Origin of the sequence: Variovorax sp. Root318D1, from assembly GCF_001424835.1 — a bacterium.
In the GTDB taxonomy this organism is placed as follows: Bacteria; Pseudomonadota; Gammaproteobacteria; order Burkholderiales; family Burkholderiaceae_C; genus Variovorax.
In genome coordinates, this window is the sequence record NZ_LMCQ01000001.1 from 142393 (window position 1) to 154713 (window position 12321).

11 protein-coding genes are annotated in these 12321 nt (G+C 65.6%); 6 read left to right on the top strand and 5 right to left on the bottom strand.

The features are described 5' to 3' along the window. Window positions 1-87: 87 nt before the first annotated feature. Genes ASC78_RS00605 through ASC78_RS00615 form a run of 3 tightly spaced genes read right to left on the bottom strand, consistent with a single transcriptional unit; the run spans window position 88 to window position 2935 of the window. Window positions 88-1257, bottom strand: coding sequence for an NAD(P)/FAD-dependent oxidoreductase (locus ASC78_RS00605; RefSeq protein WP_055795142.1), 1170 nt, complete (start codon window positions 1255-1257; stop codon window positions 88-90). Then, on the bottom strand, window positions 1254-2636 hold the full coding sequence (locus ASC78_RS00610; protein WP_055795144.1) for an FAD/NAD(P)-dependent oxidoreductase: 1383 nt from the start codon (window positions 2634-2636) through the stop codon (window positions 1254-1256). Before ASC78_RS00610 ends, ASC78_RS00605 begins: the two co-directional genes overlap by 4 nt. Then, window positions 2618-2935, bottom strand: coding sequence for a (2Fe-2S)-binding protein (locus ASC78_RS00615; protein ID WP_055795146.1), 318 nt, complete (start codon window positions 2933-2935; stop codon window positions 2618-2620). Before ASC78_RS00615 ends, ASC78_RS00610 begins: the two co-directional genes overlap by 19 nt. Before the next feature lie 98 nt (window positions 2936-3033). On the opposite strand from ASC78_RS00615, the gene ASC78_RS00620 reads away from it, so the two are divergent. Then, window positions 3034-3951, top strand: a complete 918-nt coding sequence (locus ASC78_RS00620) for a LysR substrate-binding domain-containing protein (RefSeq protein WP_055795148.1) — start codon at window positions 3034-3036, stop codon at window positions 3949-3951. Here the strand turns inward: ASC78_RS00620 and ASC78_RS00625 are convergent. Beyond that, window positions 3932-4819 carry a GNAT family N-acetyltransferase gene (locus ASC78_RS00625; RefSeq protein ID WP_055795150.1) on the bottom strand — a complete coding sequence of 296 codons (888 nt, stop codon included), beginning with the start codon at window positions 4817-4819 and terminating at the stop codon, window positions 3932-3934. The genes ASC78_RS00620 and ASC78_RS00625 overlap by 20 nt on opposite strands. 33 nt (window positions 4820-4852) lie before the next feature. After that, window positions 4853-5158 carry a RidA family protein gene (locus ASC78_RS00630; protein WP_200934233.1) on the bottom strand — a complete coding sequence of 102 codons (306 nt, stop codon included), beginning with the start codon at window positions 5156-5158 and terminating at the stop codon, window positions 4853-4855. Window positions 5159-5295: 137 nt separating this feature from the next. Between ASC78_RS00630 and ASC78_RS00635 the strand changes: the two genes are divergently transcribed. From ASC78_RS00635 to ASC78_RS00655, 5 genes are read left to right on the top strand one after another with little or no spacing between them, the layout of a single operon-like run. Then, the gene (locus ASC78_RS00635) at window positions 5296-6810 is read left to right on the top strand and encodes an aldehyde dehydrogenase family protein (RefSeq protein ID WP_055795154.1); all 1515 of its coding nucleotides are present in this window, start codon (window positions 5296-5298) and stop codon (window positions 6808-6810) included. Further along, window positions 6807-7526: a cupin domain-containing protein gene (locus ASC78_RS00640; protein WP_055795156.1), complete on the top strand. Its 720-nt coding sequence runs from the start codon at window positions 6807-6809 to the stop codon at window positions 7524-7526. The genes ASC78_RS00635 and ASC78_RS00640 overlap by 4 nt, the downstream gene beginning before the upstream one ends. Window positions 7527-7545: 19 nt before the next feature. Continuing rightward, a complete protein-coding gene (locus ASC78_RS00645) occupies window positions 7546-8871 on the top strand; it encodes an NAD(P)/FAD-dependent oxidoreductase (RefSeq protein WP_055795158.1) in 1326 nt (441 codons plus the stop codon). Window positions 8872-8921: 50 nt separating this feature from the next. Further along, window positions 8922-10631, top strand: a complete 1710-nt coding sequence (locus ASC78_RS00650; protein ID WP_055795160.1) for a peptide ABC transporter substrate-binding protein — start codon at window positions 8922-8924, stop codon at window positions 10629-10631. 16 nt (window positions 10632-10647) lie between these two features. Next, window positions 10648-12321, top strand: coding sequence for a peptide ABC transporter substrate-binding protein (locus tag ASC78_RS00655; RefSeq protein WP_055795162.1), 1674 nt, complete (start codon window positions 10648-10650; stop codon window positions 12319-12321).

Here is a 12321-nt window from a genome sequence, read left to right on the forward strand (position 1 = left end):
GGACTGAGCCATGCCCAACGCAACCGTCGACCTCACCAGCGACACCGTCACCCAGCCGACCCCAGCCATGCTCTCTAGAAGAGCCAATCAGGCAGTGGCGAGTCCCGCCTGAGGCGCGGCACTGCTCGCTGCGAAGCGCCGGATGCTGTAGTGTTCCAGGTCGATGGTGGTCGCACCCCGGTCGATGAGTTCCGCCATCACGTCGCCGACGCCGGGGCCCGTCTGGAAGCCGTGACCGGAGAAGCCGAAGGCGTAGTAAAGGCCTCTCACCCGCTGGCTGGGGCCAATGATCGGCAGCTCGTCGGGCAGGTAGCCTTCGACCCCGCTCCAAGTCCGCAGGACGTGGACATTCGACAGGGCAGGCGCGATGCGACGCAGGTGCGGCAACTGCTGCAGTGTGAAGTCGGGCCTGGGCTGCGCACGGCGCTCGTCCAGATACGCCTTGCCGCGCATGCTGCCGCCGAACACGATGTTGCCGCGCTTGACCTGGCGGAAGTACATGATCTCGGCGGGATTGGAGCTCGTGACGCCGACTACCGGCACGATGCCATAGGGCACCGGTTCGGTCACGCCCATGATGGGACCGTGCGTTTCCATCGGCACCGGCTCGCCGAATGCCGCGCTGAGCTTGCCCGCCCAGGCGCCTGTGCAGACCAGCGCGACCGGGGCCGTCACTGTCGTGCCGTCCTTCGCCGTCACTCGGAAGTCGAGCGTGTCCTTGTGGATGTCCACAACCTCGCAGTTCTCCAGTAGCGTGGCGCCGGCCTTGCGGGCCGCACGGCCGAATGCCGGAGCGGCCAGGCGCGGATTGGCATGGCCGTCGTTCGGTGAGAACGAACCGGCAATCACGTCGGGGCCCAGGAACGGAAAGCGCTTGCGAACTTCGGGTCGGCTCAGGATCTGCAGGTCGAGTCCCCAGGGGCGCGCGTCTACCGCGTATTTCTCCATGGTGGCAACGCTCTTTTCGTCGTACGCCACCCGGATGTGGCCGGTCACGATGAACTCCGCATCGTGCCCGATCAACTCCGGCAGCCGCCCCCAGATGTCGCGCGAGCGGTGTGCCAGTGGCAGCTGCGGCAGGAATCGGCCCTGCCGTCGCACGTTGGCGAAGCTCACGCCGCTCGCCTGCTGGCCCACCAGGCCGCGTTCCAGCAGCACGACCGAGAGGCCGCGTTTGCGCAGAAAGAACGCGCTGGCCGCGCCCACGATGCCGCCCCCAACGATCACGACGTCGGCGGCCAATTGCTTGTTGCTCATTGCGCACCTCCGGCCGGTATCGCGGACATGGAGAGGGGCTTGACCGGGCCTTGGCTGCGGATGCGACCGACCTGCTCCACCGGGATTCCGGCGGCATGGGCCACGATTTCGGCCGCCGCGTGTCCGCAGTAGCGGCCCTGGCAACGGCCCATGCCGATCCGGCAAAGGGCCTTGGCGCGGTTGATCTCGCACGCGCCGAGCTCGCGCACGGTCGTGCGCAGCTCACCCGCGGTGATGACTTCGCAGCGGCAAACAACGGTGCTGTCCGGCAGCTCGGCCGCTGCTTCGTGCGGCCACGGAAACGCCTGCAACAGGCCTTGGCGGAAGCGCTCCATGGCCCGCAGCTTGGCCCGCAGTTCGGCAACTTGCGGTTCGCTGCGAGGCATGCCCAGGTCCGCCAGGCACGCCAGTGCGGCCAGGCGCCCCGTGGCTTCCGCGCCGTCTGCCCCGGCCAGGCGTACGCCGTCGCCCGCCAGGTAGATCCCACGGACGCTGCTGCGACCGTCTTCATCGATGCGCGGCAGCCATTGGCGCGATGCAGCGTCGAAGTGGAATTCGCACTTGGCGATGTCGGCGAGCTGAGCTTCGGACCGAAGGTGATAGCCCAGCGCCACGGCATCGCATTCAAAAGCGTGTTCCCGTCCGCGCCCGTCGGACACGCGCACGCCGGTCACGCCGTCCCGGGGCGAGCCGGTGATCAGGGTGGGTTTGACCCCGGTCATCACGCGCACTCCCGCCAACCTCAGCGACGCAACGAGCTTCAAGCCGTTCAGCAGGACCGCGGGCCGGGCGGCGAGCCGGGGGAGTGCGCGCACGCGCAGCGACGAGGCAGAGGTGTCGAGAACCGCCGCCACCTGCGCGCCGGCGGCCACGTACTGGGAAGCGACGAGGTAGAGCAGGGGGCCGGTTCCCATGAACACGACGCGCTGGCCGATCGAGCACGCCTGCGACTTAAGCGATATTTGCGCGGCGCCCAGGCTGTAGCAACCGGCCAGGTCCCAGCCTGGCACCGGCATCAGCCGGTCGGTGGCACCGCTGCAGACGATCAGCGCGTCGAAAGGCAGTACCTGGGCCTGGCCGGCCTGGACGACGTGCAGCCGATTGGGCTCGATGTGCCACGCCAGCGTCTCGGCGCGCCAGTCGATCCGGTCCCGCAGGAGCTCGAAGCTGCGGTGCAGGGCTTCGGCTTTGTCCGCTTCGCTGCCGTACAGCTTCGCGTAGGGACGCTTGAATCCCTCCGGCTGGCGGCGGTAGATCTGGCCCCCGTCGCGGCGGCTCTCGTCCACCACGACGGGCCGTATGCCCACCTCGACCAGTGCTTGCGCGGCACGAACGCCGGCCGGGCCTGCGCCGACGATGACTATGCGAGGTTGGCCCATTCGGCCTCCTGTGCGGACGTGAGGATGCGCATGCCGTCGTGGGCTGGCGTGCTGCAGGCGCGCAGCCGCTGCCCTTGCTCGTCGCGCACCCAGCAGTCCTGGCACGCGCCCATCAGGCAGAAGCCGGACCGCACACCCTCCGAGAACTCGGAGTGGCGCAAGTGGCCCGTGTTCGACAGCAGAGCGACGAGCAGCGTGTCGCCCTCGAGTGCTTGGGTGGCGCGGCCGTCGATCCAGACTCGGATTTCGCGGCGCTCGATTTCGCCGAGCCGCACGAAACGGCGCACAGGCGCGTTCATGGTGTTGATTGCTTTCGTAGGGTACTGGAAAACGCAGTATCGGAACGCGCCTTTATGCAGTCAAATACATGTTTCGCCGCTATTAATACCATGTTGATATGAACTACCGCGAGATCGAGTGCTTTCGCGCTGTGATGCACACAGGCTCGATGACGGTTGCCGCGACGCAGCTGCATACGTCGCAGCCGAACGTGAGCCGCGCTATCGCGCTTTTGCAGCGTGAGACCCAGCTGAAGCTATTCGAACGGGTCGGGCAGCGCATTGTCCCCACGCCTGAAGCGCATGCGCTGCTGAAGGAGGTGGATCGCGTCTATGTGGGCCTGCAGTCCATCGGCGCCGCCGCGAACCGTATTCGCACGCTGGGCGTCGAAGGCTTGCGAATCGCCGTGTCTCCCGGCATCAGCGTCAGCGTAGTGCCGCGCATCCTGCAGATTTTTCGCGGACTGCGCCCGCGCGTGCCAGTCGTGGTGCACACGGCCGACTCGGCGACCATCTGCAAGTGGGTGTCCTCCGGGTATTACGAGCTCGGCCTGGCCGGCTACGTCGCGCTGCCGCAGGAGGTTGACACCGAGCTCGTGCATTCGGAGCGTGCCGTGTGCATCGTGCCGCGGGGGCACCGGCTGGCGCGCAAGCGCAAGGTCGGTCCTTCGGACCTGGCCGGTGAGTCGTTCATATCGTTTGCGTCTCCGGACGTCATGCGCGCGGCCATCGACCGCGCCTTCGTGCCCGAGGTGCGCAGGCTGGAGATCGAGACTTCGCTGGCCACGGCGGCCTGCGCCATGGTGGCGCGGGGCCTGGGCGTCAGCATTGTGAATCCGGCGATGCTCACTGAGCTTGCGCTCACAGGCGTGCATGCGCTGGCGTTCGAGCCGACGATCCACTTCGAATGCCACGTGGTGCGCGCCCGCCAGCAGCCGGCGCAGGCGCTCGTCGCAGACTTCCTCGAGGCCGTGCGCATCGTGGCGGGCGGCCCCGAAAACACCGCGCCCAAGAAGGTCAGCCGATCGCCTGGGTGACCAGGGCCCAGTTGCCGTGAGCGGGCCCGCGCTCCGGGACGCGGCCGCGGACCATGATGTTGACGCCGCCGGTGCGCGGCAGGCCCAGGCTCTCCAACCATTGTGGCAAGCCACTCGCGGCCTCCACGTCGATGCGCAGGAGCCCCTCGGTGTGACGGCAGCAACCCGCGATCAGCAGGCGTGCCGCATCGACATCGGGCGCGGCCACCGGCCCGACGGCATCGCCGTGGCCGTACCGACGAATCACGGCGAAGCCGGCGGCTTCGCCGCCGCGCTCGAGCACGACAGTCTTGCCCTGAGAGAACAGCCGGCGAAGCAGCTCGCCGCGGGGCATGCCCGCACCGCGGGCGTCTATCGCGATCAGGGACTCGACGTCAGCACCTGCTAGCGGCCGGAGACGGTCACCCTCGCGCCCCGCCAGCGCCGGCAAAGCCGTCAACTCGCCCAGATGCTGCTCGATCTCCCCTGTGGTGACGAATCCCAGGCGCTCATACAGGCCGCGCCCCGCCACAGTCGAGTGCAGCAACACATTTCGCCCAGCCAAGCGATCCAGCAAGGCCGACATCATGCGGTTGCCGATGCGCTGTCCCTGCAGCTCGGTCGCGACGATCACGAGCCCGATCGTCGCGTAGTCCGCGCCCCAGTTCCAGGACAGTGCCGTGCCCAGTACCTTTCCGTCGCGTTCGGCGACCACGCCTTGACTGAGCGACAGCGCGAACTGCCAGTCTTCGATTCGGTGAGGCCACTTCAAGGCGCTGGACATTGCGTGCGCCGCCGGCAGGTCGCCTGGCTCGAACGGGCGCAGGCGGACGGTATCGGTTGCGGTGGCTGCGGGATCGTCTGTTGTTGTGGTCGAGGCGAGGTTCATGAGGTTTCTTTCTTGCGTCGCACGGCGACGGCGTCAATTTCGATGAGATAGCCGTAGTGCAGCGCCGGCACCGGCACCACGGCGCGCGCCGGCCGGGGCCTGTCTCATGACTTCGGCGTAGATCTTGTTCAGGGCCGGCCAGTTGCCTACGTCCACGATATAGGCCGTCACCTTCAGCACGTCCTGCGGACCCGAGCCAGCGGCTTCGAGCACGGCGAGCACGTTCTGCCGCGCCTGCACTTCGATACGAGTATCGGAAAACGGACCCATGCAGTCCAATAAAAGATCATGGGTCATCCATTCAGGATCGATATGAAGCCCGATGGTCCGCAGGCGCACGGCAGGCGCCGCCCACCTCTTTCAGTCTGCCGTGGTAGTCCATATCAACATTGTATGAATTCAAATAAAAATTGCATTTGACCGCATGGATAGGCCTTCCCATACTTCGGCCATCGAGTCATTCCAAGCTTCGCCCCATGACCTCACTTGCGCAATTGCCCACACCCTCCGCCCTGGTGGATGGCGCGTTGATTGTTGAACGCCTCAGGAGCGCTGGCCGCCTAGACCGCGTGTTCATCGACGGCGAGTGGGTGGTGCCTCACGGGCAAGCCCGAAGCTCTGTCATCGACCCCTCGACCGAGGAGCCTGTCGCTGAGATCGCGCTAGGCGATGCCAATGAAGTCGCTGTGGCAGTGGCTGCGGCGCGGCGCGCCTTCGCCACCTGGTCCGTCAGCTCCGCCCCAAGCCGGGCCGCGCTGCTCGACCGTATCCACGCCCTGATCCTGGAGCGAGCTGAATTGTTCGCCCAGGCGATCTCGCTGGAGATGGGCGCCGCGATCGGCTTTGCGCGCAGCACACAGGTGCCGGTCGCGGCGGAGCACATCCGCGTGGCTCGGGACAATCTGGCCAGCTATCCCTTCCTCACCCATCGTGGGGACGTGGCCATCATGCGTGAGGCCATCGGCGTGTGCGGCCTGATCACCCCCTGGAACTGGCCGCTCTACCAGATCACGGCGAAAGTCGGCCCCGCGATGGCGGCGGGCTGTACCGTTGTCCTGAAACCCAGCGAGCTTTCGCCCTTGAGCGCCTTGCTTTTTGCTGAGGTGATGCACGACGCCGGTATTCCGCCGGGGGTGTTCAACCTGGTGAACGGCAATGGGCCGGAGGTCGGCGCCGCGCTGTCGTCGCATCCGGATGTGGACATGATTTCTATCACCGGCTCGACCCGGGCCGGCGTGCTGGTGGCCCAAGCGGCCGCGCCCACGGTGAAGCGCGTGGCCCAGGAACTCGGCGGGAAATCACCGAACGTGATCCTGCCGGATGCGGACCTGGCGCGTGCCATACCGCCAGGCGTGGCAGCGGGCTTTCGCAACGTCGGCCAATCCTGCAGTGCGCCAACTCGCATGCTCGTGCCTCGCGAGCGGCTCCAGGAAGTGGAACGGATCGCGCTCGAAGCCGCATCCAGCTTCATCGTCGGCGATCCACGCTCGAAGAACACCACGCATGGTCCGGTGGCCAACCGCGCCCAGTTCAATCGGGTGCAGGAAATGATCGGCGTCGGAATCGCCGAAGGCGCGCGGCTCATCTGTGGCGGCCCAGGAAGGCCGGAGGGCTTGAGCCGCGGCTTCTACTGCCGTCCCACCATCTTCTCCGCGGTGCATCCCGAAATGCAGATCGCGCAGGAAGAGATCTTCGGCCCGGTACTCGCGCTGATCCCCTATGACAGCGTGGACGAGGTTGTGGCGATCGCCAACTGCACGGTGTACGGACTGGGAGCACACGTGCAAGGGACGGACCTTGGTGCGGCGCGCGCCGTCGCCGCGCGCATCCGCTCCGGCCAGGTGCACATCAACTATCCGGCATGGAGCCCCCATGCCCCTTTCGGCGGATACAAGCGGTCGGGAAATGGCCGCGAATACGGAATCGAAGGTCTCGAGGAATATCTGGAAACCAAAGCCATTCTTGGCTTCAATGCTCAGGAGAAAAAATGACCGTGGCCATCGTGCTGCACCGTGCCAACGGCGCGCCTTTTTCAACAACCTTCCGCAAGGCGGCGTTCGGCAAGAACGACCCCTTTGCGCGGCATCGAGAGATCGCCTGGGAAGGACCCCAAGCCATGATCGCGGGCCGTACCAGCTTCATTGGCGAGCTGGATGTCGCGAGCTTCCCTCACATCGAAACCATCGTCGTGTCCGAAGGCGAGCTGACTCTGACAGCGGCCGGCTCCGCTCCGCTGGTGCTCGGTCCGCAAACAGGTGTTGTGATCGGATGCGGGACGTCGCTTCGAATCGTGGCTGCATCCCGCGTGCAATTTTCTTTTTGCGCGGCCGCTTGCGACAAGCCGACGAAGCGCGGCCTTGTGCCGCTTCGCGCCGACGCCGACTTCAAGCCGTCCCGTTCGCTGCCGCCGGAGGTGCTCCTGGGCCCGGCGCCGGAGTGCCGCAGCGACAACGTCTTCACCGAGGACGGCGCCGGGTACAGCGCGGGCACCTGGGATTCGACACCCTATCACCGCATTGTTCGCCCGCATCGCCAGAACGAGTTCATGCATCTCGTGGCAGGCAGCGTGCGCTTCGCAGCCCCCGATGGCAGCGTCCTGTCGATGGACACGGGCGATGCGCTTTTCGTGCCCCAGGGCGCTTCGGTCGGATGGGAAAGCAGCGATCGCGTGGCGAAGTTCTTCGTGGTCCAGGCCGTCCCGGCTTGAACAGGCGAACAGATTCATCATGTCCCCTCCGCTGACCCAAATTCAAACTTCCCCCACGCCGCCGGCCTCGGCTGACGTCGTCGTGATCGGGGGCGGCATCGTCGGTGTCTTCGCCGCTTACTACCTGGCCCAGCGCGGCGTTTCGGTCGCCCTGGTCGAAAAGGGCAGGGTCGGGGCCGAGCAGTCGAGCCGCAACTGGGGCTGGTGCCGGCGGCAGAACCGCGACGCTCGCGAACTGGACATGGCGAGCAAGAGTCTGGATCTCTGGGAACAATTTGCCGTTGAGAGCGGTGAAGACACAGGTTTCCGCCGCTGCGGGCTGTTGTTCCTCAGTAACGATGAGGCTGAATTGTCCGGCTGGGCCAGCTGGCGTGATTTTGCGAAGACCGCCGGCGTCACGAGCCACATGCTGAGCAGTCGCGAGGCCGCCGAGCGGGGGCACGCGACCGGTCGCGCCTGGAAGGGCGGCGTTTACTCGCCCACCGATGGGACAGCAGATCCTGGCAAGGCAGCCCCGGCCGTGGCAGCTGCACTCATGAAGCTCGGTGGCAGGGTCCATCAGAATTGCGCCGCGCGCGGCATCGAGCTGGAAGGTGGGCGTGTCAGCGGCGTCATCACGGAAGCCGGCGTCATCAAGACACGGACGGCCGTGCTCGCCGGCGGCGCCTGGGCATCCGCGTTCTGCCGCCAGTTGGACATCCGTTTTCCCCAGGCCTCGATCCGCCAATCCATCCTGAGCGTGGCCCCTATGGAGCACCGCCTGCCGGATGCCATGGTCATGCAGGGCGTATCCGCCACGCGCCGCAGCGACGGACGCTACGCACTGGCCATCAGCGGCCGCGCGCGTGTGGACGTGACGCCGCAGTTCATGCGATTCGCTCCGCAATTCGTGCCCATGTTCGCCAAGCGCTGGCGCAGCCTTCTGCCGGGAGGCCTGCAAGGCATTCAGGGTGGCCACGAAACGCTGAAGCGGTGGCGGCTCGATGCGCCGACGCCCATGGAACGGGTGCGCATCCTCGATCCGAAGCCGTGTTTGAGCACCATCAAAGAGACTCATCGCCGCGCCGTCGAACTGCTGCCCCAACTTCGCGACTCAAAGATCACGCATGCGTGGGCCGGTTTCGTCGACAGCACGCCGGACGGCGTTCCCGGCATTGGCGAGGTGCCGGGCGTGCCGGGCTTCATTCTTGCCGCAGGATTTTCCGGCCACGGCTTTGGCATTGGCCCCGGCGCCGGCCACCTGATCGCGGACCTGGCGACTGGCGCCGAACCGATCGTGGATCCCACACCGTTTCGGCCGGGCCGATTCAACAACTCCGCATGGGGCAAGGTCGCCGATTTCTAGGCCGCACCCCCAATCCATCCAACCCCGCGACCCTCACTCAGGAGACAACCATGAATGATCACAGCAGCGAACTGAAAGGCCTACACATGAAGCGGACGAACAACACTGGCGGTGCCTCTATCGGCAGCCTGACACGGCGCGACGCCGTCTTTGCCGGGGCAGCCTCCTTTGCCTTGGGTTCCTTGGGGCTGGTGGCGAGTGCCGACGCAACCGCGCAAGCCGCGAAGCCGACGGGCCAGGCCATCCTCGGTTTCTCGCAGGAAGTCACGGTCCTGCATCCGCTGATGACCGCCAACGAGGTGGACCAGGGCGTCTGGTGGAACCTCTTCAGTACGCTGTGGATGCTCGACGTGGAGGGGAAGTTTGTGCCGATGCTGGCCAAAGCGGTTCCCACCGTGGAGAACGGCGGCATTTCGGCCGACGGCCTGACCTGGCGTGTCGAGTTGCGGCGCGACGTGAAGTGGCATGACGGGAAGCCGATGACGTCAGAGGACATCAAGTATTCGATCGGCCTGATGAAGAACCCGGCCTTCCGCGCCCGTAACCGTACGGCCTTCGAAAACATTGCGTCGGTGGGCGTCGAGGGCGACCATGTGATCACATGGAAGCTGAAGGAGCCGTACGCACCTCTTGCATCTGCGCTGAGCTGGACCTTCATCGTCCCCGCGCACATTCTTTCGCAGAACCCGGACCCGAACTCGCCGCAATTCGCCGCCGCGCCCGTCGGTACGGGGCCGTTCAAGTTCGTCAGCCGCAAGACCGGCGACCACCTGATCCTCGAAGCCAACACGAACTACTTCGGTAAGGCTCCGTCCCTGAACCGGCTCATCTTCAAGTACGTGCCGGACCTGAACGCGATGTACACGCAGTTCAAGACGGGGGAAATCGACTTCATCGGCCTGCAGGGCATCCCGGCCAACTTCTACAAGGAAGCGACTGCGCTGCGCGGCCGCCGCGTCCACTCCGCGCCCAAGCCCTCGGTGGAGAACCTGACGCTCAACCTCGCGCACCCGGCTCTCGGGGACAAGGCGGTGCGCAAGGCGCTGAACATCGCGATCGACCGGCAGTCGATCTGCGACCTCGTCTACTACGGCCTGCCCAAGCCGGCGAACAACTACCTCGTCCCGTCGCACTGGGCCTTCAACCCCAATTTGCCGAAGCCCGAGTACGACCCGAAAAAGGCCGCCGCGATGCTGGACCAGGCCGGCTGGGTGCGCGGTCCGGACGGCATCCGCGTCAAGAACGGCGTGCGGCTGTCCTTCACGAACTCGACGGTCACGGGCAACCAGCTGCGCGCGCAGACGCAACAGCTCATTGCCGACGACTTCAAGAAGATCGGCGTCGAGATGCTGATCAAGAACCTGGTGGCGGCGGTGCTGTGGGCCGACTTCTGGAGGAACTCCGAGTTCGACAGCCTGCTGACCGCGCCGACCTACACGATCGCCTCGGACCCGGACGTCACGCACCGCTTCGGCTCCGGCGCCATCCCGAAGGAGACCAAGTCGGGTTCGAACGTGAGCCAGTACAAGAACGTCGGGGTGGATACGCTGCTCGCCCGGGGCCGCCAGGAATACAACATTGCCAAGCGCAAGGAGATCTACGCCAAGGTCCAGGAGCTGATCATGGATGACCTGCCATTCCTGCCGCTGTTCAACTCGGTGGAGATCGAGGGCACGAAGGACGGCCTGGACGGCTACGCGTCCAACCTGAACGTGCTGGCGAACAGCTGGAACGCCGCCAACTGGCGCTGGAAGGCCTGAAGCCATGGGACGCTATATGAAACTGACGAACAACCTTGCCAAGGTTTGCATGGGCAATATGACGCGGCGCGACGCCGTATTTGCCGGCGCAGCCTCCTTCGCCCTGGGTTCCCTGGGCCTGGTGACGAGTGTCGACGCGTCCGCGCAGGCTACCAAGCCGACGGGCCAGGCCATCATCGGCTTCTCGCAGGAAGTGACGGTGCTCCATCCACTAATGGCCGCCAACGAAGTGGACCAGGGCGTATGGTGGAACCTGTTCAGCTCGCTGTGGGCGCTCGACCACGAGGGCAAGTTTGTGCCCGTGCTGGCTAAGGCGATCCCCACTGTCGAGAACGGCGGAATCTCGCCGGATGGCCTCACGTGGCGCATCGAGTTGCGTCGCGACGTGAAGTGGCACGATGGCAAGCCCCTCACGGCCGCTGACGTCAAATACTCCATTGAGCTGATGAAGAACCCGGCGTTCCGGGCGCGCAACCGGACCGGGTTCGACCTGATCACGAGCGTCGCGACCGAGGGCGACCACATCGTCACCTGGAAGTTGAAGGAGGCGTTCGCTCCGTTCACTTCGACGCTCAGCTGGTTCTTCATCGTGCCCGCGCACATTCTTTCGGGCTTCGCCGACCCGAATGCGCCGCAGTTCGCGGCGGCACCGGTCGGCACGGGCCCGTTCAAGTTCGTCAGCCGCAAGACCGGCGATCACGTGCTCCTGGAGGCCAACCCGAATTATTTCGGCAAGGGTCCGTCCCTGAACCGGCTCATCTTCAAGTACGTGCCGGACCTGAACGCGTTGTACACGCAGTTCAAGACCGGCGAGATCGACTATGTCGGCATTCAGGGGATTCCCGCCAACTTCCACAAGGAAGCCACGGCCCTGCCGGGACGTCGCATCTACGACGCGCCGCTCGGCGGGGTGGAGAACCTCTCGCTGAACCTGGCACACCCGGCGCTGGCCGACAAGGCCGTGCGCAAGGCGCTCAACATCGCGATCGACCGGCAGTCGATCTGCAACATCGTTTACTACGGCGTGCCGAAGCCCGCCAAGAACTTCCTTCCGCCGGCGCACTGGGCATACAACATGGATCTGCCCACGCCCACCTATGACCTGAACAAGGCCGCTGCGATGCTGGACCAAGCCGGCTGGGTGCGAGGGCCCGACGGCATCCGGGTCAAGAACGGTGTGCGCCTCTCCTTCACCAACTCCACCACCACCGGCAATCAGCTGCGAGCGCAGACCCAGCAACTCATTGCCAGCGATTTCAAGAAGATCGGCGTCGAGATGCTGATCAAGAACATGGTCGCGGCGGTGCTGTGGGCCGACTTCTGGAAAAACTCCGAGTTCGACAGCCTCATGGCGGGGACCACGTACACGATCGCATCGGACCCGGACGTGACCCACCGGTTCGGCTCCGGCAGCATTCCCAAACTCACCGGGTCAGGGTCGAACGTGAGCCAGTACAAGAACCCCGAAGTGGATGCGCTGCTGGCGAGGGGACGCAAGGAGCACAACGTGGCCAAGCGCAAGGAGATCTATGCGAAGGTCCAGGCGCTGATCAACGACGACCTGCCGCACCTGCCGCTGTTCCATATGGTCATCATCGAGGGGACAAAGGCCGGCCTCGACGGCTTCTCGGCCAACGTGAACGTGCTGGCGAACAGCTGGAACGCGGCCAACTGGCGCTGGACGGCCTGA